The organism is Mesorhizobium tamadayense, from assembly GCF_003863365.1.
Lineage (GTDB): Bacteria > Pseudomonadota > Alphaproteobacteria > Rhizobiales > Rhizobiaceae > Mesorhizobium > Mesorhizobium tamadayense.
Genome location: NZ_RQXT01000020.1, coordinates 13568 through 39542, shown reverse-complemented (window position 1 = coordinate 39542; position 25975 = coordinate 13568). Strand labels below are relative to the sequence as shown.

General features: G+C 63.9%; 30 protein-coding genes and 1 pseudogene. 11 read left to right on the top strand and 20 right to left on the bottom strand.

Annotated elements, in window-relative coordinates; genetic code table 11:
* Window positions 1-2: 2 nt before the first annotated feature.
* On the bottom strand, window positions 3-569 hold the full coding sequence (locus tag EH240_RS17340; RefSeq protein WP_125000309.1) for an NADH-quinone oxidoreductase subunit I: 567 nt from the start codon (window positions 567-569) through the stop codon (window positions 3-5).
* Window positions 570-588: 19 nt separating this feature from the next.
* Window positions 589-1575 (bottom strand): NADH-quinone oxidoreductase subunit NuoH, encoded by a 987-nt coding sequence (gene nuoH / locus EH240_RS17335; protein WP_125000306.1) that lies wholly within the window; start codon window positions 1573-1575, stop codon window positions 589-591.
* A gap of 361 nt (window positions 1576-1936) precedes the next feature.
* Between nuoH and EH240_RS17330 the strand changes: the two genes are divergently transcribed.
* From EH240_RS17330 to EH240_RS17315, 5 genes are all read left to right on the top strand, one after another.
* Window positions 1937-2395, top strand: a complete 459-nt coding sequence (locus EH240_RS17330) for a YbhB/YbcL family Raf kinase inhibitor-like protein (protein ID WP_125000303.1) — start codon at window positions 1937-1939, stop codon at window positions 2393-2395.
* Window positions 2396-2635: 240 nt separating this feature from the next.
* The gene (locus EH240_RS17325) at window positions 2636-3571 is read left to right on the top strand and encodes an oxygenase MpaB family protein (protein WP_245436144.1); all 936 of its coding nucleotides are present in this window, start codon (window positions 2636-2638) and stop codon (window positions 3569-3571) included.
* Complete coding sequence (locus EH240_RS17320) at window positions 3568-4296, top strand: SAM hydrolase/SAM-dependent halogenase family protein (RefSeq protein WP_125000297.1); 729 nt, start codon at window positions 3568-3570, stop codon at window positions 4294-4296. The genes EH240_RS17325 and EH240_RS17320 overlap by 4 nt, the downstream gene beginning before the upstream one ends.
* 38 nt (window positions 4297-4334) lie before the next feature.
* Complete coding sequence (locus EH240_RS37765; RefSeq protein ID WP_148101149.1) at window positions 4335-4490, top strand: PTD012 family protein; 156 nt, start codon at window positions 4335-4337, stop codon at window positions 4488-4490.
* A 44-nt stretch (window positions 4491-4534) separates the two neighbouring features.
* Window positions 4535-4870 carry a 4a-hydroxytetrahydrobiopterin dehydratase gene (locus EH240_RS17315; RefSeq protein WP_125000294.1) on the top strand — a complete coding sequence of 112 codons (336 nt, stop codon included), beginning with the start codon at window positions 4535-4537 and terminating at the stop codon, window positions 4868-4870.
* Window positions 4871-4987: 117 nt separating this feature from the next.
* On the opposite strand, the gene EH240_RS39040 is transcribed toward EH240_RS17315, so the two are convergent.
* Complete coding sequence (locus EH240_RS39040) at window positions 4988-5440, bottom strand: Rossmann-fold NAD(P)-binding domain-containing protein (RefSeq protein WP_245436143.1); 453 nt, start codon at window positions 5438-5440, stop codon at window positions 4988-4990.
* The gene (locus tag EH240_RS39035; protein ID WP_245436153.1) at window positions 5440-5709 is read right to left on the bottom strand and encodes a hypothetical protein; all 270 of its coding nucleotides are present in this window, start codon (window positions 5707-5709) and stop codon (window positions 5440-5442) included. Before EH240_RS39035 ends, EH240_RS39040 begins: the two co-directional genes overlap by 1 nt.
* A gap of 187 nt (window positions 5710-5896) precedes the next feature.
* On the opposite strand from EH240_RS39035, the gene EH240_RS37980 reads away from it, so the two are divergent.
* Window positions 5897-6040 carry a hypothetical protein gene (locus EH240_RS37980; RefSeq protein ID WP_167484052.1) on the top strand — a complete coding sequence of 48 codons (144 nt, stop codon included), beginning with the start codon at window positions 5897-5899 and terminating at the stop codon, window positions 6038-6040.
* A gap of 269 nt (window positions 6041-6309) precedes the next feature.
* The gene (locus EH240_RS17305; protein WP_125000291.1) at window positions 6310-6603 is read left to right on the top strand and encodes a GYD domain-containing protein; all 294 of its coding nucleotides are present in this window, start codon (window positions 6310-6312) and stop codon (window positions 6601-6603) included.
* Window positions 6604-7170: 567 nt separating this feature from the next.
* Here the strand turns inward: EH240_RS17305 and EH240_RS17300 are convergent.
* The 3 genes and pseudogenes from EH240_RS17300 to EH240_RS40095 all read right to left on the bottom strand — a co-directional run.
* Entirely contained in the window at window positions 7171-7620 is a 450-nt protein-coding gene (locus EH240_RS17300; RefSeq protein WP_245436142.1) for a CBS domain-containing protein, read from the bottom strand.
* A 263-nt stretch (window positions 7621-7883) separates the two neighbouring features.
* The gene (locus EH240_RS39030) at window positions 7884-8171 is read right to left on the bottom strand and encodes a helix-turn-helix domain-containing protein (RefSeq protein WP_245436141.1); all 288 of its coding nucleotides are present in this window, start codon (window positions 8169-8171) and stop codon (window positions 7884-7886) included.
* Window positions 8172-8211: 40 nt separating this feature from the next.
* Window positions 8212-8286, bottom strand: a pseudogene (locus tag EH240_RS40095) (hypothetical protein); the annotation flags it as partial.
* Here EH240_RS40095 and EH240_RS37975 point away from each other — a divergent pair.
* Window positions 8263-8607, top strand: a complete 345-nt coding sequence (locus tag EH240_RS37975) for a hypothetical protein (protein WP_167484049.1) — start codon at window positions 8263-8265, stop codon at window positions 8605-8607. The pseudogene EH240_RS40095 and the gene EH240_RS37975 overlap by 24 nt on opposite strands.
* A 54-nt stretch (window positions 8608-8661) precedes the next feature.
* On the opposite strand, the gene EH240_RS17290 is transcribed toward EH240_RS37975, so the two are convergent.
* From EH240_RS17290 to uxuA, 13 genes are all read right to left on the bottom strand, one after another.
* Window positions 8662-9498 carry an SMP-30/gluconolactonase/LRE family protein gene (locus tag EH240_RS17290; protein ID WP_125000286.1) on the bottom strand — a complete coding sequence of 279 codons (837 nt, stop codon included), beginning with the start codon at window positions 9496-9498 and terminating at the stop codon, window positions 8662-8664.
* Between the two features lie 10 nt (window positions 9499-9508).
* Window positions 9509-11278 (bottom strand): CoA-transferase, encoded by a 1770-nt coding sequence (locus EH240_RS17285; protein ID WP_125000283.1) that lies wholly within the window; start codon window positions 11276-11278, stop codon window positions 9509-9511.
* A 14-nt stretch (window positions 11279-11292) separates the two neighbouring features.
* Window positions 11293-12306: an aldose epimerase family protein gene (locus EH240_RS17280; protein WP_125000280.1), complete on the bottom strand. Its 1014-nt coding sequence runs from the start codon at window positions 12304-12306 to the stop codon at window positions 11293-11295.
* Window positions 12303-13085, bottom strand: coding sequence for an enoyl-CoA hydratase/isomerase family protein (locus EH240_RS17275; RefSeq protein WP_125000277.1), 783 nt, complete (start codon window positions 13083-13085; stop codon window positions 12303-12305). Before EH240_RS17275 ends, EH240_RS17280 begins: the two co-directional genes overlap by 4 nt.
* 2 nt (window positions 13086-13087) lie before the next feature.
* A complete protein-coding gene (locus EH240_RS17270) occupies window positions 13088-14293 on the bottom strand; it encodes a CaiB/BaiF CoA transferase family protein (RefSeq protein WP_125000274.1) in 1206 nt (401 codons plus the stop codon).
* Between the two features lie 20 nt (window positions 14294-14313).
* Entirely contained in the window at window positions 14314-15099 is a 786-nt protein-coding gene (locus tag EH240_RS17265; protein WP_125000271.1) for an SDR family NAD(P)-dependent oxidoreductase, read from the bottom strand.
* A 1-nt stretch (window position 15100) separates the two neighbouring features.
* Window positions 15101-16096 (bottom strand): ABC transporter permease, encoded by a 996-nt coding sequence (locus EH240_RS17260; protein ID WP_125000268.1) that lies wholly within the window; start codon window positions 16094-16096, stop codon window positions 15101-15103.
* Window positions 16097-16138: 42 nt separating this feature from the next.
* Window positions 16139-17671 carry a sugar ABC transporter ATP-binding protein gene (locus EH240_RS17255; protein WP_125000265.1) on the bottom strand — a complete coding sequence of 511 codons (1533 nt, stop codon included), beginning with the start codon at window positions 17669-17671 and terminating at the stop codon, window positions 16139-16141.
* Complete coding sequence (locus tag EH240_RS17250) at window positions 17661-18644, bottom strand: ABC transporter permease (RefSeq protein WP_125000262.1); 984 nt, start codon at window positions 18642-18644, stop codon at window positions 17661-17663. Before EH240_RS17250 ends, EH240_RS17255 begins: the two co-directional genes overlap by 11 nt.
* Before the next feature lie 112 nt (window positions 18645-18756).
* Window positions 18757-19788, bottom strand: coding sequence for a sugar ABC transporter substrate-binding protein (locus EH240_RS17245; RefSeq protein ID WP_125000260.1), 1032 nt, complete (start codon window positions 19786-19788; stop codon window positions 18757-18759).
* 28 nt (window positions 19789-19816) lie between these two features.
* The gene (locus EH240_RS17240; protein WP_125000257.1) at window positions 19817-20668 is read right to left on the bottom strand and encodes an IclR family transcriptional regulator; all 852 of its coding nucleotides are present in this window, start codon (window positions 20666-20668) and stop codon (window positions 19817-19819) included.
* Complete coding sequence (locus tag EH240_RS17235) at window positions 20668-21810, bottom strand: ABC transporter substrate-binding protein (RefSeq protein WP_125000254.1); 1143 nt, start codon at window positions 21808-21810, stop codon at window positions 20668-20670. Before EH240_RS17235 ends, EH240_RS17240 begins: the two co-directional genes overlap by 1 nt.
* Window positions 21811-21929: 119 nt before the next feature.
* Complete coding sequence (gene uxuA, locus EH240_RS17230) at window positions 21930-23114, bottom strand: mannonate dehydratase (protein ID WP_125000251.1); 1185 nt, start codon at window positions 23112-23114, stop codon at window positions 21930-21932.
* 185 nt (window positions 23115-23299) lie between these two features.
* Between uxuA and EH240_RS17225 the strand changes: the two genes are divergently transcribed.
* The 3 genes from EH240_RS17225 to EH240_RS17215 are packed head-to-tail and all read left to right on the top strand — an operon-like array spanning window position 23300 to window position 25956.
* Window positions 23300-24034, top strand: coding sequence for a FadR/GntR family transcriptional regulator (locus EH240_RS17225; RefSeq protein ID WP_245436140.1), 735 nt, complete (start codon window positions 23300-23302; stop codon window positions 24032-24034).
* A 16-nt stretch (window positions 24035-24050) separates the two neighbouring features.
* Window positions 24051-24836, top strand: a complete 786-nt coding sequence (locus EH240_RS17220) for an SDR family NAD(P)-dependent oxidoreductase (RefSeq protein WP_125000248.1) — start codon at window positions 24051-24053, stop codon at window positions 24834-24836.
* 4 nt (window positions 24837-24840) lie between these two features.
* Window positions 24841-25956, top strand: coding sequence for a mannonate dehydratase (locus tag EH240_RS17215; protein WP_125000245.1), 1116 nt, complete (start codon window positions 24841-24843; stop codon window positions 25954-25956).
* The last annotated feature ends 19 nt before the right edge of the window (window positions 25957-25975 follow it).

Genomic DNA, 25975 nt, shown 5'->3' with positions numbered 1-25975 from the left:
CTTCACCTTCGACGGATATTCCGCCACCAGTTGTACCCCTGCGGCTCGCTCGTCTCGACCAGCACGTCCTGCTCGGTGTTCAGGCGTGCAGCGACCACGCCACCGCCGGTCGTCGCCTTGCCCGGCTTGCCGAGCAGATCGTCACGCCCGACCACCAGATCCGCTGAGGAAAAACTCGAGAATTCGTACTGTTGGCCAAGCGCGATCGCGTCCGCCGGACAGGCGTCCTCGCACAGCCCGCAGAACAGGCACCGGGCCATGTCGATCTCGAATTTTGCCGGGTGCCGGTTGCCCTTCTCGTCCTCGTAGGGGATGACCTCGATGCAGTCGCAGGGACAGATCCGCGCGCAGAGTTCGCAGGCTACGCATTTGATCTCGCCCTCGTCGTCGCGCTTCAGGAAGTGATGCCCGCGGTAACGCGAGTAGGGCAACCATTTTTCCTTGTCCGGATACTGCATGGTCACGGGTCTGGAGAACATGTAGCCGAAGGTCAGCGCCAAGGCGTTCGTCAGATCGGCGAAGAACGCCCAGCCGATCCATATTCCAGTTCTGTCCAGTGCGCGCGACATCGTCGCCTCGTTGCAGCCCCTAAAGGAAAGCAACACCGGTTATGATTATGTTCGCCATCGACAAAGGAAGCAAGACTTTCCAGCCGATCGCCATCAGTTGGTCGTAGCGATAGCGCGGGAAAGTGAAGCGGAACCAGATAAACACATAGACGAAGAACGCGACCTTGAGCACGAACCAGAGGAGCGGTGGCAACGGGACCAGCACGCCGTTCCAGCCGCCGAAGAACAGGATCACCGCCAGGACCGACGTCAGAAGCATGATGGCGTATTCACTGACCATGAAGAACGCAAAGCGGATTCCGCTGTATTCGGTATGGAACCCGGCCCCCAGGTCGCCTTCCGCTTCCGCCAGGTCGAAGGGAATGCGCTGCGCTTCGGCCAGGCCCGCTACGAAAAACACGAAGAACCCGACCGGCTGGTAGACGATGTTCCAGACATTGGCTTGCGCCCGCACGATGTCGAGCAGGCTCATGGATTGCGCCAGCATGACCACGCCGATGACCGCGAACCCCATCGGGATCTCGTAGCTGATCATCTGAGCGCAGGTCCTGAGACTGCCCAGGACAGCGTATTTGCTGTTCGCCGCCCAGCCGCCGAAGATGACGCCATAGACCTCGATCCCGATCACCGCAAAGACGAAAAGCAGCCCCACATTCATGTTGGAGACGTAGAGAGTGATCTTGGTGCCGAGCACCGAGACGGATTCGCCGAAGGGAATTGCGACGAACACCACGAAGGGCGGAGCGAGCGCCAGGATTGGCGCCAGTTTGAACAGGAAGCGGTCGGCCTCGGCCGGGATGTGGTCCTCCTTGGTCAAGAGCTTGACCCCGTCCGCCACCGGCTGCAGCAGCCCATGCCAGCCCACACGCATGGGCCCCATCCTCTGCTGGATGTGTCCCGCGATCTTGCGTTCCAGCCACGTCAGCGGCAAGGGCAGCAGCAGCAGGATCGCAATCAGCAACGCGACCTTGAAGAGGATCAGCCCAAGAGCAACAACGAGTTCCATGATCCGAGGCCACTCGTTCGACGGGACGAGACCCGCGACCCGATTAGCACTGCACAGCGGTCAGGCTGCGCGGGCGTGGCAATTGCCAACCGCGGCGCAACTTGTGCAATGGTATCACAGCCTTGCCATCACTGGCTACGATGCATGCGACGCGGCGCTTGGACGGGGCGGCAGGGCGAAACGAACTGCCGTTCAATATTGTCTCGTACATTTTCGACAGAGTGCCTATCCTTGCGCCCGATCGACCGCGAAGCTCGTGTCGGAATGCAGCCTCGACGCTCGCGCTTCCTACCAGCTCTGCCTGGCACCTGGCGTTTGGGCACGAGTGCTGCGGGCGCGGCAATAGCGTCAGGGGTGACCCATGCAGCTCATTTCAAATGGCTTTGCGGACGGTACGACGATCCCGCGGCGCTTCACTTGCGACGGTCAGGACCTTTCCCCGCCGCTCAGTTGGACCGGCGCTCCGGCAGGAACCCGCAGTTTTGTCCTTCTTTGCGATGATCCCGACGCTCCGACGGGGGTCTGGCACCACTGGGCGGCCTATGACATGGCGGCCGATTGTGTAGGGTTGGCCGAAGGCGCTGCCCGGGACCCCGGCAAGCAAGGCCTCAAGCAGGCAACCAACGATTTCCGGCGACCAGGTTACGGTGGCCCCTGCCCACCGCATCGCCATGGCCCACACCGCTATCACTTCCGGCTGCTTGCGCTATCGATAGATCACCTGCCATTCGGCAACGACCCATCGTGTCAGGGAGTCGAACGAGAAGCGCGCAAGCATGGCCTCGCCGAGGCGCTCCTCGTCGGAATATATGAGCGATGATGGTCTTCGCTCGTGTGAAGTCTGGCAAATTAAGGAAGGCCTTCGGGTCCTGAGCGACAACACTGGTCGCAATGGCCCCAGCGGCTTTCGCGGCGTCCGCTCGGGGTGGGCACGGTCGTCCAATTGAGCTACAGTGGAGATCGAGCACCGCAGAACGTGGCCGTAGTTTCGCCAAGTGCGTCCAGCGGCCCAATTTCGCTGCTCGGAAGCACGCGTTTCTTGTGAATGGCGCTCGTTGCCATGACCACGCCGATCGTCCTGCCTTGGCCGTTGCAAAGCCTCTTGGAGGCGATAACGCGGGCGGTGCTGCAGCCCGGCGACCGGCCTCACATCGATTTCTCGCGACCGATCGGCGAGGCCGGACTGATATCGCCGGACTCCGTGTCGTGGCGCGTGTTCAAGAACCCGCTTTCGCTGTTCATCGGCGGCGTCACCGCCGTGATCATGGAGCTTGCAGAACCGCGCGTGCGCACTGGCGTATGGGAGCATACGTCTTTCCGCCTGAATCCAATTCGGCGACTGCACAGCACGGGGCTCGCTGCCATGGTGACGATCTACGGTTCCCGCACCACGGCCGAGGCCATGATCGCCCGCGTTCGGCGGATACACGACCGGGTCGCAGGCGTGACATCGTCTGGCGAGACGTATTGCGCCAATGACCCCGACCTTCTGAACTGGGTTCAGGGCACGGCGGCGTACGGCTTTGTCCAAGCTTATCACACCTATGTGCGGCAGCTCTCCGCATCGGAGCGCGACCGCTGTTATACCGAGGGCGTTCCCGCCGCGCGCCTTTTCGGCGCCACAGGCGCGCCGGGATCGGAAGCCGAGCTTGAAGCGCTGTTCCATGCGACAGCCGGACGGCTGGAGCGCTCGGCCATTGTGCTCGAATTTCTCGCCATCATGCGTTCGGCGCCTATCCTGCCGCTGCCGCTCAGGCCGGCACAGCTCCTGCTGGTAGCGGCTGCCGTTGATCTGGTGCCTGATTGGATGCAGGCGCTGTTGGGGCTCACCCGGCACGGCTTGCACAGGTGGGAAGCCGAGGCGGTCCGGCAGGCAGGGGCTTTGGCGGATCGCCTCGTTATGGAAACCAACCCGCCCGTTCAGGCCTGCCGGCGGATGCGCCTTCCGGCCGACTATTTGTATGTCCATCGCAGCGCAGTCGGCGCCCGGCCATGATTGTCTTGTTCACGGATTTCGGCTTGCACGGCCCCTACACGGGTCAGATGAAGGCTATGTTGCACCAGATGGCGCCGGGCATCCCCGCGATCGACCTCTTCTCCGATGCGCCGGTCGGCAATCCCAAGGCGTCGGCCTACCTGCTGGCGGCCTACGCGGAGTGGTTTCCTGCGGGAACCGTCTTTCTCTGTGTCGTCGATCCAGGCGTCGGAGGGACGCGCCCGTCTGTCATCGTCGAGGCCGACGGTCGCTGGTATGTCGGCCCCGGCAACGGCCTGTTCGAGCTGATCCAGCGCCGCGCGGCTGACACGTTCAGCTGGGATATCGACTGGAAGCCAAAGCGCCTGTCTGCCAGCTTTCACGGGCGTGACCTGTTTGCCCCGATCGCGGCCATGCTGGCACGCCGTGAGCCGCCGCCCGGAAGGCCGCGCCTGGATGACGCAGATCGCCGTAGAGACTGGCCGGAGGACCTCGCCGAGATCGTCTATATAGACCATTTCGGCAATGCCATGACCGGCCTGAGGGCGGCCAAGCTGCCGGCGGGCGCAAGGATCGCCGCGGCAGATCGCGTGCTGGAGGGCGCGACGACCTTCGGCGATCGGCCGCCGGGCACGGCCTTATGGTACGAGAACTCGAACGGGCTTGCCGAGATTGCTGTCAATCAAGGGCGCGCGGACGGCGAACTCGGTCTCGCGATCGGCAGTCCTGTGGAGATCGTCCTTTGAACGAAACCGGTTGTCAGTCACGGCGTTGATCTATTGCGATGCGCAAATCAACGAAACGAGGCCCGGGCGCCGATCTGCCGAAGCTGCAAAAAGGCGATGACAAGGCGCGGGCGAAGACCGGCAACAAGCGCCTTGCCGAGCAGATTCGCAAGGCTCTTGCAAAGCACTATGCGAGCAAATACCGGGCGAGATGAAAACGCGATCGCTACGCCCGGAATGAGCACGAAGGGAGGTTGTCATGACCGATGGTATTGCTCAGAAAACCTGTACGCCCTGCCGCGGCGGCGTTGCGCCGCTAACGCAGGAGGCAGCCGAGGGCTACCTGTCCCAGACCCCTGGCTGGGAACTGGAGGAGGCGCACCTGCTGCGCCGCAACTTCAAATTTGCGGATTTCCGTCAATCGCTCGGCTTCGTCGACGAAGTTGCCCGATTGGCGGAAGAAGAAGGGCATCATCCCGACATCTGTTTCGGCTGGGGTTATGCGACAGTTTCGCTGCAGACTCACAAGATCAAGGGATTGCACGAGAATGACTTCATCATGGCCGCGAAGATCAACCTCATCGCCGGTTCATAGAGAGGCACCCGGCACCCAACGGCCGGAATGGGTCCAAAGTTCGCATTCACGATTGGCCGGTTAGCGCGATTTCGGACACTCAATCGTGGCGCCTGAGTACGCAAGAAGGCTCGTTGATCAGGGATTACGCAACATCTCCTGGAGTATTTCCTCAACCGGATGTGGCGAAATGCCAAATTCTTCAAATCCGGGCATCTGCGGCGATGACACGTTGTCGACCTGCATCAGTTCCACTTGATTCCGAGTGACGGGCGGACTCGCAAGCATTTCCGCGGCCCATGCGAGTGCGTGCCAAGCTGCAAATGGCACTGGGACCAGTATGGGTCTAAGGTCGGATTGGTGCGCAACGGCTCTGAGAAATTCCTCATAAGAGTAGATGCGAGGACCGCCGCACTCATACGTGATCGCATGCGTTTCCGTCCCCTGCAGCGCTCTTGCAGTCGCCTCTGCCACATCGCCCACATAGGCCGGCTGCAATCGAGTCAGGCCGCGACCGAACATCGGATAGATTGGAAGCCGACGCAGAAGCTTGAGGATAATCGTGAGAAACGCGTCATCCGGTCCGAACATCACCGCCGGGCGGATGATGGTGGCGTCAGCAAACGCGGCACGCGCCGGCAGTTCGCCGTCGCCACGCTTGCGAATGTAGAGCGACGGCGAGGCACATCGGAGCCGATTCCCGAAACGTGAACGAGCCGTTCGACGCCAGCTCGGTGTGCTTGAGCCGCAACCCGCCGGGCCGACTCGACATGCACGGAGTGAAAGGTCTCCCGTCCCTGCTCGACGTAAAGACTGACGGCATTTACAACGCCGTAAGCACCTGCAGGTGCATCGGCGATCGCCCGCTCATCATGGATATCGGCTTCGAAGGTTGAAGTTGCGGATCATCGGAACCGAACAACTTCTTGGCCCGCTCCGGATGTCTTGATGCAATCCGAACGAATAACCCACCGTCGCGGAGACGCCGAAACAACGCGGCGGCCGAGAAACCCGGTTCCACCGAACACGGTGACGACGCGATGGTTCATGGCAGCCATAGCTTGGACTTTGTCGGCTCATGTCGGCCGTCTCGACCTGGCGGTCCAGGTCATGTGGACGGCACGCCTGCTGACCAATATCTGCCACCTGGGCTGCCTCGTACAGATCGGGATCGATCTTCTCCGCAACTGATCGAGAATGACCCACCCCTTGGGGAATCCGGCGATTGATGAGCCGACTGCAGCAGATCGCGATTCTGCCGTTGGACGTCGGTGACAGTGCGCCGCACGTCATGGCTGAGATGCCGCAACGAAGAAGTGCTATGTGGTCGACACGCCACCGAGCGCCGTTGTCGTTTCTTGACCGCCTGTGGTTCGCGCACCCGGCTCGTGCTATCGTGGTTCCGGGAACGGCGGACGCGCCGTGAGCGCCCGGCCGGTTCTCCATTGTGGGAGGAACCAATGGCTCATTACGTATTACTGTCGAATTTCACCGATCAAGGTATCAGGACTATAAAGGATACTCAGAAGCGGGCTGAGGCCTTCAAGGCGATGGCCAGCAAAAGCGGGGTGAAGGTTCACACTCTATTGTGGACGCTTGGCAAACATGATGTCGTAGTGATTGCCGAAGCAGAGGACGACATTGCTGCGACCGCACTAGCCTTATCAATCGCATCAATGGGCAACATCAGAACTGAGACGCTGAGGGCATTCGACACGGCAGATATGACCAAGATATTGGCAAAGATGGCCTGACCGCCACTTTGCTGACGCGCGGGTGATCGAAGTCGGCGCCGGGCTTGGGTGCTCGGCGCCCAAGTCGTTCAGCTATGTCTCGTCCCGCCAGATCACCCGCCGGCGTGATGCGAGAACCGCCCATAGGCCGCTGACGGGAGTGGTCGGTAGCATTGGCAGATGAAACTATTTAGGCAGGGGGCAATGGGAGGCCGTCCCGGGGCCTGCAGCCTGCTGATCGGGAACCGACACAGGTGTTTAGGCAGTCGCGCTCATGAAGGCGACGGCCGCAAAGGGCGATGCGCAATATCTCAAGGCACCCTTGATACCTGATTCCTGGTAGAGGCGCCGTTCGCTGCCGCGTCCCGCATCACAAACCACGCATGGCGCAGACGCGCGGATGGCGATCCTACAGTAGAATCGGCAGGACGTCCGACGCCTTTGCCATTTCCATAGGCACCTCGGTCTTCGGCCTGTTGTGCGGATCGGCGCGGGGTTCCCACGCCGATTGACCTTGAGGGCGGCGTGCCTGGTCCCCGCTAAGCGCATGCCGCCCCCGTCTATTTGACGCAAGCGTCCCTGAAAACCTCAGGCGGCTTGCAGGTGCCGTTCAGCGTCGCGTGCGGCGATTTTGGCAAGCGGCGCGAGGATCGAACTTTCGCCCTTCAGAGCGATATCACCCAGCGAGATGAGGCCCGTCATCCGCTTCTGCCGGTTGAGCACTGGAAGGTGATGCACCTGGCGCTCCTGCATTTGCCCAAGCGCCTGCTCCAGGGTCTGGTCCTCGAAACAGAAGAATATGCCGGGCGACATCACCGCGCGGCACGTCAACGCATCGAGGCGTTCGCCCGCGGCCACGCCGCGGCAGGTGATGTCGCGATCCGTGATCATGCCAACGAGCCGATCGTTCTCGCCGATCGGCACGCAACCGATACCTTCATCACGCATGACGCGCGCGACTTCCTGGATCGGCGTATCGGGGGAGTACCAGCGTACTTCGCCCGTCATCGCTTCCCTTACCAGCATGGTAGCCTCCATGTGGCCTGGTCCCATCGGGATCGCGGACGGATGCAGCACAAAGACGGGACCGGGCAATGGCATTGCTGCGGACAGTACCGCCCGCGAAGTCCCGGACATAACTATGCACCCGGACGATGCGGTCTGACCAGCCCATTCAGGCGCGTGGGATCCGAAAGACGAGCGGGCCGCAGCACGGCCGAGATCGGTGGCGAGACAAGCACCGCCGCACGGACAGGAGTATCAAAGGATCCCCACGCCCGGTAGCGTCCCCTGCCGGTCACCTACCGAACGCCGAGTTCGGCGACGAGGCCGAGCGCGGCGCGCTGGCTGACCTTGAGCTCGCCCCCGATCAATCCCGCCGACACCACCGGCCGCGCCAGCACCAGCTCGATCAGCGCCGGCAGGCTCGAATTCTTTCGCCGGTTCCTGAGCCTGCGTTCCATCTGGGCTCTGGCCAGCGCCAGCCGATCGAGTTCCTTCAGCCCGGCTGCGGCGGCCTCCGCAAAAGCGTCGAGCGCGGCCTGCAGCGGGGTGGTCCGGACCGCGGCTTTTGCGCCGTTCCCGGGCAATCAAACGCATTCCCGAGTTGAGAGCAAAAAGATGCGAGCTAACCTTACCGCCTTCCCTGAGCAAAGCGGCAACCAGCAGCGTGCCGAGCCAATGCTGATGCTGCAGCGGCTCGATGTCTTGCCAGGCCTCCCAGGCGATCGCGGCGGCCAGCACCGCCGGCATGTTTTCGCTGCGAAGCTGATCGACGACGGCGAGCTAGTCGGCCAGCCGCTGGTCCTCATCCCAGTCGAGGTCGCGGATCAGCGGCCCGAGGCTGTTCGGCAAGGCCTCGCGCGCCGTCGCGCCCTGCCCTGCGGCGTCGATGTCGTTCGCCGGTCAGACGTCGATCTTCTCGGATGGGATTACTCCAGTCAGCGCGCCACCGGTAGCGCGCAAACCACGGCGGCAATTGGCGTAACTCACCGCCATGGAGCGGTGAGCTTGGACCACGCCTGACGCTGGAAGTCGAAAAGGCCGGAGGATGTGCCCGGCGTCGGTCAGCCAAACGGCTCAGCTTGGAATTGCCGCCAGATCGATCTCGGTGATGTGCCAGCGGCCAAGATTTGCGGTGTAGAGCTTGTCGCCCTTGAAGGCGATGTTGGTGGGGTGCGCCAGTGTCGTCGCCGCTGGGTCCTCGATCAGCACTTCAAGACGTCGGTCCTTTCGCCAGCGATAGATCCGGCTTGGCTCGTAGCATGAGATGAACAGCGAGCCGTCAGGCGCCAAGGCGACGCCGTCCGGGACATTGCGCACGTCTTCGACGACGACCTGCCTGGCCCCTGCTGCGCCGTTGGCGAGGATCGGCACGTAGCTGATGCACCGCGCGTGGCTTTCGACCACGTAAAGTCCATTGCCGTCTAGCGCCATGGCCATGCCATTGGCGAAGGACATGGCCTCCCGGCACCACAGGCCGCCCTCGCCGGTCTTGAGATCGTAGCGGAAGATGCCGGAACGGTTGTCCTCGCCAACGCTATCGGAAACGTAAAGCCAGCCCCTCGCCTCGTCGACGACCGGATAGTTGGGCACGTGGATGCCCGCGGAAGCGAAGCGCTCCATGCGGCCCGTCGCGGCGTCCCGGCGAAAGATCGCGGCATGCTTCAGATCGCAGGCGAAACAGTTCCCCGCGCTGTCGAAGGCGATGCCGAGCAGAAAGCCATCCGTGCCGCCCATGCGCTCGACGGAGCTGCCGTCGGCGGCCAGCCTCAGGAGATCGCCGGTTTCGGTGCCGCACCAGATCGAACCATCGCGGTGGACAGCCACGCCTTCCGGATGCGCGACGCGCGGGCTGGTGAAGATGCCGTCGAAGAAGACGCGCGCGGCGGACATATCGAGCAACGGCTTTGCCATGGAGCGCTCCTCAGCTTGCGACAGGCGATCTTTGGGCGGCGATGCAATGCTCGACCATGGCGCGGTCGGCGGCGAGGATCTCGGCGATGAGCGCGCCGCGTTCCTTCGCGCTGACGAATTCGAGGCGACGCAAACCGAGCGGATCGATGCGGTTGCGCAGGACGGCGAGTGTATCGTCGGACGGCAGAGGCACCTCCCGGCAACCGGCATCGAACGTCACCGCAAATCCGGTGGCGTCGCGGATCTGCTGTTGGATAACGCCCGGCATGGTTTCGATGACGGTCAATTCCCTGGAAGCCTGGTCGAGCCGGAAGACGCAGAGATCGGTGAAGACCAGCGCCTTGCCGGTGCGATAGCCCATCGGCTCGCGTTCGGCGGGCGTCAGCAGCCCACGCGCCGAACTTGCGATCTCAACCTCGTCCACCAGCGATTGAACGGAATGGCGGGGAATATAGAGCAGGTAATCGCGATGCATGTTGGCGACGTCCGCCATGCCGCCCTGCCCGGGCAGCCGCAGTATGCCACCGCTCGGTTTGCGCAGCGCGATGGTGTTGACGCGGCCGCGCCGGTCGACCTGTGCGGCGCCGACAATCTCATGCGTCACCGCGCCCGCCTGGTAATAGGTCGAATAGGTGTCGTCGCCGCCGGCATGCGCCGCCGCCGTCTCGCAATCAAGACTTTCGATCAGCGACAGGATCATCGGGCTCGGCACGATGTCGAGGTGGCCGCAACTCATCGTCGCGATGATCATGTCTGGCGCGTGCGTTGCCTTGGCCAGCCGGTAGGCGACGTTGGCGAGCGGCGATACCGCGCCGGCGCTGGCAAAGCTCTCATTGTCGAGCTCGGCGGCGATCCGGGCGGCAATGATCTCATCAACGGACGGTTTCCTGTCACCATACGCGAGCGCCGGCATCGCCAGCACCGTCTCGGCGCTGACTTTCGCAGCGTCTCGAAGCCGCTCTGGCAGGCCATTCGGAGGCAGGCGGAGCTTGTCCGACAAAGCTGCCTCCTTGGTCGCGAACGCCTCCGATAATGCCTGATAGTCGGTGACGTAGAAGGGCAGGCACGAGGCCGGGTAGGCGCCGCCCGGCGCCAGGGCTATCGCCGAAACCTGATTGCGGGTGAGGATGCTCTGGTGGCCGTCCTGCCGCAGCGCCCCGATCGGGACGATCTCCTCGACCATGACCAGCACCTTGCGCGCCGCACCTGCCATGGCGAAGTCCAGCGCCCGCGGCCCGATGATCTGCACGTTGCCGCTTTCGTCGGCGCGCTGGGCGTGCACGACGAACGTATCGAGCCTGAGCGGCGGGACAAATCCGGTATCGGTCCCGGCAACCGGATCGGGCCTGGCGATCGCACCCGGCACGCGATCCAGCATGTCGGATCCCTGCGGAAGCTGGAACGGCATCGACGGCAGGTTCTGCTGCGCCGCCCGCAGTGCCTGGATCATGGCCAGCGCCGTCCAGTCGCGAACGGGAACCGCACCGCTCTCGGCGGCCGCGCGGAACTTCGGCGGCACCCCAAAAATGTCGAGGCTGGAAAAGCAGAGGTCGATCTCGGCCACCGCATCCGCCTCGAGCAGCAATTCGAGCGGCAAGCCGCCGGCCCAGGAGACGTAGCGCAGATCCTTGACGCCGTATCTGGCGATCGCACGCAGCAATGCGATCGGCAGCCGCGCGAAATGATGGCCCCCGACGCCAAAGGCGTCACCGTGGCCGACCATGGCGGCCAGTCCCTCGATATCGGTGAAGCGCGGCCGGTTCGACTTGACCAAAGACATTGCAGCACGGTTCGTCACAGCGCGAATGCCTCGATGCGGTAGCGGGTCACGAATGGTTTTTCGGGCGAGAATTCCAGCGCCGTCGCGATGCCGGATTGCGCGATCGGATTGTCGGCCAGCGCGGTCGCCGGACCGAGCCCGAAGGGCGAGCAGATCGGCTCGATGCCGACGGCGACATGACGCCCGTTCCAGGGCGCCGCCTTGCGGCCGCGATTGGAGTACCAGAGCAGAAGACTCGGGAAATGCTCCTTTTGCCAGGATAGCTGCACCCGGTAGCCGTCCTCGTGGTTGGCGAGCGCCGCCTCGCCGTCGACGCCGTCGATCTGCAGCAACTCTTCCGTGTCGGCGGCCAGCGGCAGCCGCGAGGCATCGATCGCACTCCCGGCTCGCGCCGGAACCGATGTCAGTTCGAAGAACGTCTTATTCCTGGCAAACAGCGCCGCGCCGGGTTCGACATCGTGCGGGTAGGTGCGGCCTTCATCGAAGCCACCAAGTTCCAGCGCGGCCGCACCCGTCTCGAACGGCAGCCGGAACACCGGATGCAGTCCGATCGGCAGGCGGCAGGCGCGGCGGACGACGATCCTGAATTCGATGTCGATGGCCGGCGCCGACGGATCGGGCCTCACCGTCCGCTCGACGCGCTCGACCGGGCTCCCCTGGGGATAGTCTAGTACCAGCGACAGCGACCCGCTCCCGCTGTCGCGCCAGGTCCAGTCATGGTTGGAGCTATAGCCATGCACTTCTTCGTCCGGCTCCGGCGGTCCCATCACGCGCGCCCAGTTTTCCGACCATCCCTCGGCAGGCACCGAGTAACCGAAAGGCACGCAGGGCCATTCGCCTCGCAATTTGCGCAGGATGCCCGGCAACGCTTCCGTCGCCGGCTCGCTCGACCAGGGCGCGATGTGCATCGGCGAGACCTGCCGGCCGTCGGCCAGCACGAACGTCACCGGCGCCAACATCGCGCCGAGCCGCTGGACGGTCAGCGCGCCATGCGCCCAGCCGACGCCGCGATAGTTGTCGTCCTTCATGAGCCGGCCTTCTTCACGGCACTCCTCTCCGCGAACTCCTTGACGCGCCGCTGACCGATCTCGCTGCGGTAGAGCCCGCCCAGTATGTCGCGCTCCATGGCGAGGCCATCGGCCAGGTCGCCCGACACGGCGTGCGCCGTCAGCGCCTTCAGGCCTTCGATCGCGGCGGCGGGCTCGCCCGCTATCATCCCGGCCAGTTCCAGCGCGCGCGGCATCAGGGCGTCGACATCGACGATCTCGTTGACCAGGCCGGCACTGACGAATTCGGAAGCCGGCACGATCGCGCCCGTCATCAGCAGGAAATTCGCGCGGTTGCGGCCGAGCTTGGCGACGCTGCGTTGCGTGCCGCCACCGCCGGGGACCAGCCCGAGCTTGATCTCCGGCAGGCCGAGCTTCGCATACTGGTTGGCGATGACGACGTCGCAGCACAGCACCAGCTCCATGCCGCCGCCCAACGCGAAGCCGTTGACCGCCGCGATCACCGGCTTGGGGTTGTTCTCGATCGCCGCATACATGCGCGCGCCGGCAGCCTGGAAAATGTCGAACTCGGCGGGCGTTTGCGCTGCGTATTCCTTGATGTCGGCGCCGGCCATGAAGCCGCGCCCCTCGCCGGTCACCACGATCGCACCGACGGCCGCATCGCCGGACAGCGCCTCGAAGGCCTCGGTAATCTCGCCTTGCATCAGCCGGTTCATGGCGTTGAGCTGGTCGGCGCGCCGGAAGGTGACGATCGCGACGCGGCCCGAGGTTTCGACCGTGAGTGTCTGGTAGGCGCTCATCGTCAGGCCGCGTCCACGGTCATGTCGCCGGAGGCCTCGAGTGCTGCGATCTCCTCCCTGGAGAGGCCGAACTCGGCCAGGATCTCGCGGCCGTGCTGGCCGACCAGGGGGGCCGGCCGCTCGATGGTCGCGGGCGTCTCGCTCATCTTGACGGCGGGCGCCACCACCCGCACCTTGCCGCCGCGTGGGTGATCGTAGCTGGTGATCATGCCCATATGCGTGACCTGCGGGTCTTCCGCCGCGCGGCGGATATCCTTCACCTCGGCGCACCAGATGTCGGCCTTGAGCAGCCGCGCCAGCAGATCCTGCGTAGCGAATTTCTTCGTCTCGGCATTGACCTTGTCGAAGACCTCGTCGCGCTTGTCGAATAGCGTCTTGAGGTCGTCATAGACGGCAAGCTGCGGCGCCCCCAGCACCTCGCAAAGCGTCTTGAACGGGCTCATGGCGATCGACACGTAGCCGCCGTCCTTGGTCTCGTAGATGCCGAACGGCGCCTGCATGCCGGGATGGCCGATGCCGGAATTCGGCCGCACGAAATCCTCGCCGAGGTTGAGCACGGCGACATATTCCTGGTTGAGGTGCGCCAGGAGGCCGGCCAGCAGGTTGACCTCGATCTTCTGGCCCTTGCCGGTCTTCTCGCGATAATAGAGCGCCGACAGGATGCCGTAGACCATGTTCATGGCGCCGATCTGGTCGGCGAGGCCGGCGCCCGCGGGAACCGGAGCCTGGTCGCCGCGGCCGGTGTTGGCGATCAGCCCGGCAAGTCCCTGGATCAGCATGTCCTGGCCGGGGCGCTCGACGTAAGGCCCTTCCTCGCCATAGCCCGAGCCCGAGCAGTAGATGATGCGCGGGTTGACGGCCTTGAAATCCTCGTAGCCGTAGCCGAGCTTGGCCAGCACCCCGGGGCGGAAATTCTGCACCACCACGTCGGCGCTCCTGGCCATCTCCATGATGATGGCATGCACCTTGCGGCTCTTCAGGTTGAGCGCGATCGAGCGCTTGTTGCGGTTCCAGGCGAGGAAGTTCGGGCTCTCGGAGCCGCCCACCCATTTGGCGAAGAAGGTCATGCCGCGGAACATGTCGCCGACGCCGGCGCGCTCGATTTTGATGACATCGGCGCCCATGTCGCCGAGCAGCTGCGTGGCGAACGGCCCCTGCAGCAGATGGCTGAAATCGAGGATGCGGACGCCTTCGAGGGCCTTGTTCATTTCATGTCTCGTTCTGTGGTTCAAAGCAGTTCAGGCACGTAGCGGGGTGCTGCGGTCAGCCCGCCGTCGACGCGCAGATCGGTGCCGGTGGTGAAGCCTGCCGCATCCGAGGCGAGATAGACGGCGGCCTCGGCCACCTCGGAAGGTTCGCCGATGCGGCCGAGCGGATGCATCTTGACCCAGGCCTTGGCGAGGTTGCCGCCGATCTCCTTGATCAGCCTGTCGTTCATCGGCGTGTTTATGGTGCCCGGCGAGATCGAATTGACGCGGATGTTCACTGGGCCGAACTCGACCGCCATCTGGCGCGTCATCGCCATCACCGCGCCCTTGGCGCCGGCATAGGCGGTCCAGCCGTCGAGCCCGATATGGCCCTGCGCCGAGGCCATGTTGATGATCGAGCCCGACTTCCGCGCGATCATGTGCGGCAGCGCGTATTTGCAGCCGCGGAACACGCTGGTCAGGTTGACCGCGATCAGCCTGTGCCATTGCTCGTCGGTCATCTCGTGCACCGGCATGCCGCCGATGGCGATGGCGGCGTTGTTGACCAGGACGTCGAGGTGTCCGGTCTTCTTGACAGCGGCATCGATGAGGCCGGCGATATCGGCTTCCTGCGAGACGTCGCAATGGACGTAGTCGGCACGGTGGCCGGAAGCACGAAGTGCTGCCGCGAAATCCTCGCCCGCACTGTCGGCGATGTCGCCGAGGAAGACATGCGCGCCTTCCCGCGCCATCGCCTCGGCGATCGCGTGGCCGATGCCGTCGGCGGCACCGGTGACGACGGCGGTTTTTCCTTCAAGACGAGCCATGTCAGCCTCCATTCGCGCGCCGGCGCTTCGCCTCGTCCACGGCCACGGCGGCAATGATGATGATGCCGGTGATGACCAGCTGCCATTCGGTCGGCAGCCCGAGCCCGCGCAGGCCGTTGGACAGGAACTGCAGGATCAAGACGCCGAGCGCCATGCCGGTCAGGCTGCCGATGCCGCCGGCAAGGCTCACCCCGCCGAGCACGGTCGCGGCGACGACCTGGAACTCGAAATTGAGCCCTGCTGTATGCTGCGCCGAACCGACGCGCGCCGCCAGGATGATGCCGGCAACCGTTGCGAGCAGCGAGCTGATGATGAAGCAGATGAACTTGACGCGCCGCACGTCATAGCCAGCCAGCCGCGCCACTTCCTGGTTGCCGCCGACGGCATAGATCTGCCGCCCGAATGGCCGGTGCTGCATCATGTAGCCGAAGGCGGCGAGGAGGACGATGGCAATGACCGCCGAATACGGGATGATGTTGAACAGGCGGCCATCGGACAGCGCGATGAAGCTGTCCAGGGCAGCATCGTCCGAGATCGCGCGCTGGCCGGTATAGAGATAGACGCCGCCGCGCATGATGAACATCGTGCCAAGCGTCACGATCAGCGAGTTGATGCCGGCATAGGCGGTGAGATAGCCGTTCACGGCACCGATGATCAGCCCGAACAGCAGCGCGGCGCTGACGCCGAGCAGCAGCGAGTTGGTGTCGTTCATGATGATGATCAACGGCAGGGCGATGGTCGCCAGCAACGATCCGATCGAGATGTCGACCTCGCCGGAAATGAAGACGATGGCGCAGCCAATGCCGGCGGTGAGCGCGAGCGAGGCCTGCCCGAGCACGTTGGTCATGTTGCGCACGGAGAGGAAATTCTCGACCGTGGCGGAAAAGAACACCAGCACCAGGACGAGGCAGACGAGCAGCGCCAGTTCCTGCCTGGCAAAGAGCCGCGCCAGCATGGACGGCTGGGCCTTTGCGGAAGCCGTGCTTGCAAGGCTCATCGCTTGCTCCTTTCCAGAGGCCGATCACGACGCGCCATGGCTCTATCCGATCGCCGCATTGAGGATCTTTTCCTGCGTGGCTTCTTCGCGCGACATGATCGCGGTCAGGCGGCCCTCGCACATCACCGCGATCCGGTCGGAAAGGCCGAGCAGTTCCGGCATCTCCGACGTCATCATGACGACGGCGAGGCCTTCGCCGGCGAGCCGGTCGATCAGCGCGAAGATTTCCGATTTGGCGCCGACATCGATGCCGCGGGTCGGCTCGTCGACGACGATGACCTTCAGCCCCCGCATCAGCCAGCGCGAGATCAGCACCTTCTGCTGATTGCCGCCCGACAGGTTCTTCACCTGCTGGAACAGGCTGGGCGTCTTGATGCGGAAGCGGTCGACATAGTCCTGCACGGCCCTGTTTTCCTTCGCCTTATCGACGAACCCCAGGCGCGCGAAGGCGCCGAGCGAGGCCAGGCTGGCGTTCTGGTAGACGGGCAGCTCGCCCATCAGGCCTTCGCTCTTGCGATCCTCGGTGAGCAGGCCGATGCCGAGCTTGACGCCGGTGCGCGTGTCGTGCGGCGCAAGACGCTGACCGTCGACCGTGATCGTGCCCGCAGTGATCGGATCGTAACCGACGATCGCCTTGGCGAGCTCGGTGCGGCCGGCGCCCATCAATCCGAAGAAGCCGAGGACCTCGCCGGCGCGTGCCTCGAAGGAAACCTCGTCCAGCTTCTTGGCCGTGCTGAGATTCTCCACGGACAGCGCGACCTTGCTGCCAGGCGCGCCGCGCTTGCGGGGAAACAGATTGTCGATGCGCCGGCCGATCATGTCCTGGATCAGCGTGTCGTTGGTGTGCTCGCCGATCGGCCTGGTCGAGATGTGGCGGCCATCGCGCAGCACGGTCACCGTGTCGGCGATCTCGAACACCTCGTCGAGCTTGTGGCTGACATAGACCACCGCGATACCGAGAGCGGCGACGCGGCGGATAACGGTGAAGAGCAGCGAGACTTCGTTCGGCGTCAGCGAGGACGTCGGTTCGTCCATCACCACGACGCGCGCCTCATGGGCGAGCGCGCGGGCGATCTCGACCATCTGCTGCTGGCTGACCGGCAGCGATCCGGTGCGGGCCGCCGGATCGACGTCGAAGCCGATGCGGTTGAACAGCGCGGCTGAATCGGCGCGGATCTTCTTCCAGTCGATCGAGCCGGCTTTGCCGGTCGGATAGCCTTCGAGGAAGATGTTCTCGGCGACGGTGAACTCGGAGATCAACGCGATCTCCTGGAACACGACCTTGATGCCTTCCTTGAGGCTGTCGCGCGGCGACTTGATGTCGACCTCGCGTCCGCGCATGCGGATGGTGCCGGCATCCTTGCCGTAGACGCCTGCCATTATCTTGATCAGCGTCGACTTGCCGGCGCCGTTCTCGCCCATCAGAGCGTGGATCTTCCCGGGCTCCAGGGTGAAGTCGACATTGTCGAGCGCCACGACGCCCGGGAAGCGCTTGCCGATGCCGCGCAGTTCCAGCGCCGGCACATCCGTATCGATGGCCGCGCCTTCGCCGGGATGAAGGAAATCAACGGACATTGGCTTTGTTCCGGATGATGTCGAGATAGGTTGCCAGGATGATGACGATGCCCGGCACCACCATCTGCAGATCCTGGTTCCAGCTGAGGATGATGATGCCGTTGTCGATCACCTTCAGCACCAGCACGCCGAGCAATGTGCCGAACAGCGAGCCGCGGCCGCCGAGCAGGCTGGTGCCGCCGAGGATGACGGCGGCAATCACTGTCAGCTCGAAGCCGCGGCCGGCGGTCGGCTGGCCTGCATTCATCAGCGACGACAGGATCATGCCGGCAACGCCGACGCAAAGGCCGGTGACCACGAAGCCAAACAGCTTGAGGCGTTCGGAGCGCAGGCCGGACAGGCGCACCGCCTTTTCATTGGCGCCGACCGCATAGAGATAGCGGCCGAGCGTGGTGAAGCGCAGCGTCACATAGGCGACCGCGAAGATCAGTGCCGCCAGGATGACGGGAACCGGCACCGCGCCGACATAACCGGCGCCGAGATCTGTAAAGATCGCCAGCCGATTGTGGTTCTGCACCGCCTCGCGCGTGAACAGATAGACGCCGCCCTGCAGCATCATCATCGTGCCGATGGTGGCGATCAGCGAGTTCACCCTGAGCCTGGTGACGACCAGCCCGTTGAACAGGCCCACCCCACCGGCAAAGGCCAGCGCCGCCAGCATGCCGAGCGTGAGGCTGTGCGTCGAGTTGAGCACCGCCATGCCGATGCAGCCGACGAAGGCGAGCGAGGCGCCGACCGACAGGTCGACTTCCGCCGTGATGATGAGCATGGTCATGCCGGAGGCCACGATCAGCACCAGCGCGCATTGGCGCAGGATGGCGATGATGTTGGGTTCCGAATAGAATTGCGGCGCCGCGATCGAGATGGCGATGCAGAGTACCGCCAAGATGGCGCCCAGCACGAGCTGGCTGCCGCCCAGAAGCTGGCCGCCGATCGAACGCCTTTGCGCGGGGGCGTGTGTAAGCTCGCTCATCTCAGTCCATTCCCGTCGCTCAGGGCCATGCGCCGGTGCCGGTGTCTTTGCGGCCGACAGCATCTGGCCGGTAGGCCCTTCCCGCGACGTGGGAAGGGCCATCTCGATCAGCCTACTTCTTCAGGTCGGCCGAGGTTTTCATGCACTTTGCCGGCGGCTGCAGCGCATTGACGGCGTCCCATTTGATGGTGCGCGCGGTGCCGTCGTAATCATAGTACTTCTTCCAGTCCTCGCCCGTCATCGGCGCGGTCGGGCTGACGATGTGCTCCGGCACTTGCTCGTTGTTGAAGAGCTTGACCGCCGCGTCGATGGTTGTGAAGCCTTCCTTTTCCGGGAACATAGCGGCCTCGATACGGTAGGAAGGCTCGTTCTGCATCGCGTTGATAAAGGCGAGCCCTTCGCCGCCGGTGCCGACCGTCAACAGGCCATCCTGTGATTTGCCGGCCGCTTTCCAGGCCTGCAGGCCGCCCAGCGATGAGGAATCGTTGATGCCGTAGATGATGTTGATGTCGGCGTTTTTGGCGAGTGCAGCCGAAGACACTTCGAGCGCGCGGTCCGGATTGCCGCCGCCGTCGAGGTCATGAACCATCACCGCGTCGGGGATGATGGTCTTCAGCCCGTCCATGAAACCTTGCGAGCGCAGCACAGTTGCCGACAGCAACGGCAGCCCGACATTCATCACCTTGGCGGCGCCGCCGAGTTTTTCCTTGGCGTATTTGCCGGCCTCGACGCCGGAGAAATAGCCGGTGTCATAGTCGCATATGGCAACCATCGTGGTCATGCCCTTGACGGGGTTGCCCTCAAGCACCACCGGGATGTTGGCGGCTTTGGCTTGACGCAGCAGCGGGACCACGCCTTCTTCATTCACCGGGGTGAGGATCAGCACGTCAACGCCCTTGGCGATAAAGTCCTCAGCGGCTGCGACCTGCTTGGCTATGTCGAGATTGGCGTCCTGTACCTCGACCTCGATGCCGAGGTCCTTGCCGTGGGCCTTCATGCCCTTGATGACGTTCTGGTACCACTCATGGGTGGCGTAGTTAGTGACGTAGCCGATGCGCTTCGGCATGTTCTCGGCATGCGCGGCAGCAGCGCCCATGGCCAACACGGCCGCGGATGCAAAAAGGATTGACTTGGACCAGTGCATTTTCTTCTCCCAGGTTTATTGCTTTTTGTCAGTCGCTGAACGGGTAGTCCCGCCGTTCCGGGTTGGCATGCAACGCGTTGTTGGATTCGCCCCAGCCGAGTGCGGCCGATATCTTCTCGGCGGCGGCCCGGGTCCGTTGGAAGACGGTTTCGCGGTCGAATCGCGCCGCCTTCTGCGGCAGCAGCGGCACCGTGAGCGCGGCGATGACGGCGCCGGTATGATCGCGCACCGGCATGGAGATGTTGGTGCAGGCCTCGACAGCCAGTGAGGCGCGCATCTCGTAGCCGAGCCGCGCCACCTCGTTCAGCCGCGCCTCGATTTCCTCACGCGTTCCCTGGCCTTCGCCGGCGGCCACGATGCGCTCGACGATGCGGTCGCGCTCGGCCCTGTTCGAATGGGCAAGCAGCACCGCGCCGGAGCTGGTTTCTAGGATCGGGAAATGCGATCCCAGCGCAACCGAATAGCGCATCGGCAGCGGCGAATCGATCTGCAGCACCACCAGCGCGTTCTGTCCCTCGCGCACCACCAGATGACAGCTTTGATCGGCATTGGCGGTCAATTCGCGCATCACCGGCAGTGCGCATTCGACAAGCCGCTTTACCGGCGGATGCATATGCGCCAGTTCGAACAGCTTCAGCGACAGCCGGAAGCGGTCCGATTGCGTGCGGAAGATGTAGCCCCGCTTCTCCAGGAGAAGCAGGATACGGTAGATTTCGTGGATGGAGCGGCCGAGGCCGGTCGCGATCTCGGTCTGCGTCAGCGCTTCGGCGCTTGAGGCCATGAACTCCAGGACGTCGAGCGCCTTCTCCACAGCCGGCACGCGATAGCCGTTGCGGCCGCCTTCGCCTTCGTCGAGCATTTCGGCAATGCCGGCAGCCATCACGCGACGCTCCGTTCCGGTTGCCTGGTTTGGCGGTAGAGGCGGTTCACGTGCTCGGCCAGCTCGGCGGCCGCGATGTCGCCGGCGATGGCAGCGGCCGCACGCGGCGCGCATTCGCGGAAGAAGGCGATGAAGCCCGGATGCGTCGGGCGCAGATAGGACGAACCGATCGTGCGCAGCGTCGAGGAGAAGAAATCGCCGGAGAAACGATTGACCTCGGCGTCCTTCCAGGCCGCCAGCGATCCTGGCTGGCCGCCCGATCTCACATAGTCACCGCGCTGGTATTCGGGCGAGCACAGGAACAGCGCGTAGTCGATCGCCTCCCGCTTGTGCTTCGACCCGGCGCTGACGCCGATGCCGGCACCGCCGAGCAAGGCGCCGCCCGATCGCGCGGTCGGCACGTCGGCAAAGCGAAGATACGGCCCGTCGGTTTTCGAGGCGTAATTCACATAGCCGAAGGCGAACGGCACGTAGACCACGTCGTCATGCGCGACCATGTGGTCGTAGCAGCGGATCGGATTCCATTTGGACGAGTTGGGATGCGAAAGCGCCGCAAGCTCGCGCAATTGCGCGATCGCCTGCACGACCATTTCCGTCGCGATGAATTGCTCGCCGTCCTCCTGCGGATGGCCGAGCGTCAGAAGCAGGCACATGGCGTCCGTCGGCACGAAGGGAAGGCCCAGCCACTTACCGTCCTTGCGCGCGAGCCGGCCGAGCGCGACGGCCTCTTCATGCGAGCGCGGCACCGGACCGTAGCGCTCCAGAAGGTCCGGACAATACGAGGCGACGTGGCAGGCGGCATCGATCGGCAATGCCCATTGGCGCCCGTTCTTCTTGTAGGACCGCCAGGACGGACCGACCGAATCCTGCTCGAAGAAGCGTATCTGCTTCGCCGAGAGATAGGCGTCGAACGGCACCATCAGCTCGTCCTGCGCGATGTCGCCGATGAAGGGATGATCGAACACGATCAGATCGTACGCGCCGAGCACCGGGCCGAGCGCGCCCTCGCCGAATTCATAGAGGCTGCGGCGGTCCCATTCGATTTCCAGGCCGGGATTGGCGGCGCAATACGGCGCCACGCTGGCATCCAGCGGACCCCAGCAACGTCGATGATCCCACGCGAGACCGCGCAGTCTTGTCATATCCGGCAATTCCTCCCTGAACCGGGCACACGCCCGATCCGCAATCAGTAGCAGTTATTTTTACCTGAGCAACTAGTTTTTACATACGCAAATGGCAACTCCCTCCCCGGCCGGCGGCCTCAAGCCAGCCCAAATCGCTCGACGGCCCGCATGATGCCGCGCAGTTCGGCGAGGCCCTTCAGACGGCCGATCAGCGAGTAACCGGGATTGATCCTGGTCTTGCCGATGTCGTCGGCGAGTAGATGTCCGTGATCCGGCCGCATCGGAATGCGCCAGTCGGCGCGGCCCTCCTTGCGGCGGCGCGCCTCCTCTCGCGTCAGGGCAAGGATGACATGCGCCATGTCGGTGCCGCCCTCGAGATGCTCGGCTTCATAGAAGGAGCCGTCATCCTCGATGGTGACGTTGCGCAGATGGACGAAATGGATGCGGCCGGCGAACTCCTCGACCATGGCGACGATGTCGTTGTCGGCGCGCGTGCCGTAGGAGCCGGTGCAGAAGGTCAGGCCGTTGGCCGGGCTATCGACGGCGCTGAGGATGAAGCGCGCATCCTCGGCTGTCGAAACGATTCGCGGCAGGCCGTAGAGCGAGAAGGGCGGATCGTCGGGGTGGATGCACATGCGCACCCCTTCCTGTTCGGCCACCGGAATGATCTCGCGCAGGAACCAGGCGAGATTGTCGCGCAATTCCTTCGGCCCGATCGAATCGTATTCTGCCAAGGCCTCGCGAAAACTGTCGCGGTTGTAGCTGCGCTCGGTGGCGGGCAGGCCGGCGATGAGGTTGCGCTCGATCCTGTCGATCTTCTCGTCGCCGAGTTCCTTCAATCGCGCTTCAGCCTCAGCGATGCGCGTGGCGCTGTAACCGGCCTCGGCATTCCTGCGCTTCAGCACGAACAGGTCGTAAGCCGCGAAATCGATCGCGTCGAAGCGCAACGCATAACCGGTCGTCGGAAGGCGGTAAGCCAGATCCGTGCGGGTCCAGTCGACCACGGGCATGAAATTGTAGCAGATCGCGGCGATGCCGGCCTTGGCGAGCGCGCGGATCGTGTCCTTGTACCAGCCGACATAGCGGAGCCGTTCCGGCGAGCCGATCTTGATCGAGTTGTGGACGGGAATGCTCTCGACGACCGACCAGGTCAGCCCCGCCGCCTCGATGATCCGCTTGCGCTCCAAGATGTTTTCCAGCGGCCAGGCGCATCCGTCATAGATGTCGTGCAGGGCCGAGACGACGCCGGTCGCACCCGCCTGCTTGACATGATCGAGTGTCACCGGATCGTCCGGTCCGTACCAGCGCCAGCACTGTTCCATTGCCGTTTCCTTCTGCGAGAGAAGGGCAACCTATTGTTGGACCACAATGGGAGTCAAATTAAAAATTGTGCTGATTTTGGAGCCGCCAATCAGGCAACGGCGGCCGATATCTCACGATTAATGATAAAATATGATTGTTTTCGCCAAAGCCTTCGATATTTTGGTCCAACAAATAGGAAGGTCGAATGTTGGAAAATTCTCAAGCCGTGCCCGAGAACGCCACTGCGCGACGCACCGGCGGCAGATCCGCGGTCGACACCGCGGCCGGGCGGATCCTCGATCTCATCCGCGTGCGGCAGCTGAACGTCGGCGACGTGCTGCCGACGGAGCGCGAGCTGAGCGAGATCACCGGCGCCAGCCGCAACACGGTGCGCGAGGCATTGCGCACCATCCGCACCTACGGACTTATCGAGCCCAAACCGCGTGTCGGCGCCGTCCTGGCCGACGGGCAGAGCATCGCCATCCAGAATTTCTTCGCCGCCCACATGGATGTCTCGCGCTCTTCCTTCGCCGACATCCAGGGCTTCAGGCGCATCATCGAGGTCGGCATCGGCGACCACATCGTGCTCAATGCCACCAGCGAGCAGATCGAGGCTCTCGACGAGATCAATGCCCGGATCGTCGAGAGCCGCTCGATCGAGGAGGCCGCCGAGAACGACTTCAATTTCCACATGGCGCTGATCGGGCTGGCGGACAACCGCATGCTGAGCGACATGTATTCCTTCCTTTCCCCGGTGATCCTGCGCATCATGACCATCGGCAAGGAAATGCGCCCGGTGCTGGCCGACACCCGCGCCGCGCATGGCGAGATCATCGCTGCGCTGCGCGCACGCGACAGGCTGGCCTACGCCTACCTGATGAGCCGCCATCTCGATTTCGCCCTGCGATTCCTGCCGGAAGAGCCGGCTTCCGACACGTGAACGAAGGAGTTCCCCAATGAAGGATTTCGACGGCAAGGTCGCCTTGGTGACCGGGACGACCGGAATCGGTCTCGCAACCGCCAGGCGCCTTGCGGCAGGGGGCGCAGCGATCATCGCCTGCGGCATCGACCGCTCGGCCAATGCGGCGATGAGAGCAGAACTGGAAAGCTCCGAAGCCGGCGCGCTGGTCATCGACACTGACGTCTCCGTGCCCGACCAGGTCCGCGACGCCGTCGCGGCCGGCGTCGCGCGCTTCGGCGGCCTCGACGTGATCGTCAATTCGGCGGCCGTCCATCCGTACGGAACCGCAACGACGACTGATTGGGAAACCTGGAACAAGGCGATGTCGGTCAATGTCGGCTCGATCCACCTGACGGCGCATTTCGGCATCCCCGAAATCATCCGCCGCGGTGGCGGCGCCATCGTCAATGTCGCCTCGGTGCAGGGTTTCGCCTGCCAGCAGAACGTCGCCGCCTATGCCACGACCAAGGGCGCCATCCACACGCTGACGCGTTCGCTGGCGCTCGACTACGCGGCGGCCGGCATCCGGGTCAATTCGGTCAGCCCGGGCTCGATCCGTACGCCGATCCTGGAGAAGGCCGCGCGTGGCGAAAACGGCAGCGATGCCGATGTCGAGGAAGCCTACAGGCGCTTCGGCGCGGCGCATCCGCTTGGCCGTATCGGCGAACCGGAGGAGGTGGCGGAACTCATCGCCTTTCTATGCTCGTCGAAAGCCAGCTTCTGCACCGGCGCGGACTACAAAATAGACGGCGGGCTGACCGCCGGCATCGGCGTGAAGTAGCGCCATGAAGATCGGTCTTGGCCTTTACCGGGAATCGCTGACGCCGGACAATTTCCGCTTTGCCCGTCAGGCAGGCGCCACCCACATCGTTGCCCACCTCACCAATTATTTTCGCGGGCGCGATCCTTCGCTGTCGGCCGGCAGCGAGAGGGAAGGCTGGGGCGACTGCTCAACCGATGAGCTCTGGAGCTATGAGGACTTCGCCGGCCTGGTGAAGACCGTGCGCGACAACGGATTGGAAATCGCCGCGATCGAGAATTTTTCGCCGCGCTTCTGGTCCGATGTTTTGCTCGACGGTCCCGATAGGGCAAAGCAGATCGAAGGCTTGAAGCGTCTGGTCCGCGATGCCGGGCGCGCCGGCATTCCCTGCATCGGCTACAATTTCTCCATTGCCGGCGTCTGGGGCTGGTCGCGCGGACCGTTCGCACGCGGCGAAGCGATGTCGGTGGGGCTCGACCTTGCGGCCATCGATCCCGATCTGCCCCTCCCCGACGGCGTCGTCTGGAACATGCGCTACCGCGCCGGCCGGCCCGACGCCGAACCGGTGACGGTGAGCAGCGATGAGCTTTGGCAGCGGCTCGGCGCGTTCCTGCGGGAGGTCGTTCCGGTGGCCGAAGGATCTGGCGTGGTGCTCGCCGCGCACCCCGACGATCCCCCGGCCGAAGCGTTGCGGGGCACCGCAAGGCTCGTCAACCGGCCGCAGAAGTACGACCGGCTGATGGACATCGTCGACTCGCCGTCCAACGGGCTGGAGCTCTGCCTCGGCTCGCTGCAGGAGATGCCGGGCGCCGACGAGATTTACGGGCATGTCCGGCGCTTTGCCCGAAGAAAGCGGATCGGCTACATCCATTTCCGCAACGTGCGCGGCAAGGTGCCGAACTATCACGAGACCTTCGTCGACGACGGCGACATCGACATGGCCGAGATCGTCCGCATCCTTCGCGACGAAAACTATGATGGCGTCATCATCCCCGACCATACGCCGGAAATGTCCTGCGACGCGCCCTGGCATGCGGGAAAGGCCTTCGCGCTCGGCTATATGCGCGCGCTGGTGCAGAACGCCGCAGCGCTGGGACCTTCCCGCACCGCCCAAGCCGCCAACATCCGGATAGAAGCCTGAAATCGATGAAAAACAAGCT

Bases quoted from the DNA above. Each gene is read 5' to 3' on its own strand.
- EH240_RS17220 (WP_125000248.1), top strand. From the start codon at position 24,051: ATGAAGGATTTCGACGGCAAGGTCGCCTTGGTGACCGGGACGACCGGA.
- EH240_RS17225 (WP_245436140.1), top strand. From the start codon at position 23,300: ATGTTGGAAAATTCTCAAGCCGTGCCCGAGAACGCCACTGCGCGACGC.
- EH240_RS17265 (WP_125000271.1), bottom strand. From the start codon at position 15,099: ATGGCTCGTCTTGAAGGAAAAACCGCCGTCGTCACCGGTGCCGCCGAC.
- uxuA (WP_125000251.1), bottom strand. From the start codon at position 23,114: ATGGAACAGTGCTGGCGCTGGTACGGACCGGACGATCCGGTGACACTC.
- EH240_RS17300 (WP_245436142.1), bottom strand. From the start codon at position 7,620: ATGGAGGCTACCATGCTGGTAAGGGAAGCGATGACGGGCGAAGTACGC.
- EH240_RS17320 (WP_125000297.1), top strand. From the start codon at position 3,568: ATGATTGTCTTGTTCACGGATTTCGGCTTGCACGGCCCCTACACGGGT.
- EH240_RS17245 (WP_125000260.1), bottom strand. From the start codon at position 19,788: ATGCACTGGTCCAAGTCAATCCTTTTTGCATCCGCGGCCGTGTTGGCC.
- EH240_RS17215 (WP_125000245.1), top strand. From the start codon at position 24,841: ATGAAGATCGGTCTTGGCCTTTACCGGGAATCGCTGACGCCGGACAAT.
- EH240_RS17340 (WP_125000309.1), bottom strand. From the start codon at position 569: ATGTCGCGCGCACTGGACAGAACTGGAATATGGATCGGCTGGGCGTTC.
- EH240_RS17290 (WP_125000286.1), bottom strand. From the start codon at position 9,498: ATGGCAAAGCCGTTGCTCGATATGTCCGCCGCGCGCGTCTTCTTCGAC.
- nuoH (WP_125000306.1), bottom strand. From the start codon at position 1,575: ATGGAACTCGTTGTTGCTCTTGGGCTGATCCTCTTCAAGGTCGCGTTG.
- EH240_RS17285 (WP_125000283.1), bottom strand. From the start codon at position 11,278: ATGTCTTTGGTCAAGTCGAACCGGCCGCGCTTCACCGATATCGAGGGA.
- EH240_RS17255 (WP_125000265.1), bottom strand. From the start codon at position 17,671: ATGTCCGTTGATTTCCTTCATCCCGGCGAAGGCGCGGCCATCGATACG.
- EH240_RS17330 (WP_125000303.1), top strand. From the start codon at position 1,937: ATGCAGCTCATTTCAAATGGCTTTGCGGACGGTACGACGATCCCGCGG.
- EH240_RS37975 (WP_167484049.1), top strand. From the start codon at position 8,263: ATGCTGATGCTGCAGCGGCTCGATGTCTTGCCAGGCCTCCCAGGCGAT.
- EH240_RS17275 (WP_125000277.1), bottom strand. From the start codon at position 13,085: ATGAGCGCCTACCAGACACTCACGGTCGAAACCTCGGGCCGCGTCGCG.
- EH240_RS17280 (WP_125000280.1), bottom strand. From the start codon at position 12,306: ATGAAGGACGACAACTATCGCGGCGTCGGCTGGGCGCATGGCGCGCTG.
- EH240_RS39040 (WP_245436143.1), bottom strand. From the start codon at position 5,440: ATGTTCGGACCGGATGACGCGTTTCTCACGATTATCCTCAAGCTTCTG.
- EH240_RS17270 (WP_125000274.1), bottom strand. From the start codon at position 14,293: ATGAACAAGGCCCTCGAAGGCGTCCGCATCCTCGATTTCAGCCATCTG.
- EH240_RS17325 (WP_245436144.1), top strand. From the start codon at position 2,636: ATGACCACGCCGATCGTCCTGCCTTGGCCGTTGCAAAGCCTCTTGGAG.
- EH240_RS17235 (WP_125000254.1), bottom strand. From the start codon at position 21,810: ATGACAAGACTGCGCGGTCTCGCGTGGGATCATCGACGTTGCTGGGGT.
- EH240_RS37980 (WP_167484052.1), top strand. From the start codon at position 5,897: ATGGCAGCCATAGCTTGGACTTTGTCGGCTCATGTCGGCCGTCTCGAC.
- EH240_RS37765 (WP_148101149.1), top strand. From the start codon at position 4,335: ATGCGCAAATCAACGAAACGAGGCCCGGGCGCCGATCTGCCGAAGCTG.
- EH240_RS17315 (WP_125000294.1), top strand. From the start codon at position 4,535: ATGACCGATGGTATTGCTCAGAAAACCTGTACGCCCTGCCGCGGCGGC.
- EH240_RS17305 (WP_125000291.1), top strand. From the start codon at position 6,310: ATGGCTCATTACGTATTACTGTCGAATTTCACCGATCAAGGTATCAGG.
- EH240_RS17240 (WP_125000257.1), bottom strand. From the start codon at position 20,668: ATGGCTGCCGGCATTGCCGAAATGCTCGACGAAGGCGAAGGCGGCCGC.
- EH240_RS17260 (WP_125000268.1), bottom strand. From the start codon at position 16,096: ATGAGCCTTGCAAGCACGGCTTCCGCAAAGGCCCAGCCGTCCATGCTG.
- EH240_RS17250 (WP_125000262.1), bottom strand. From the start codon at position 18,644: ATGAGCGAGCTTACACACGCCCCCGCGCAAAGGCGTTCGATCGGCGGC.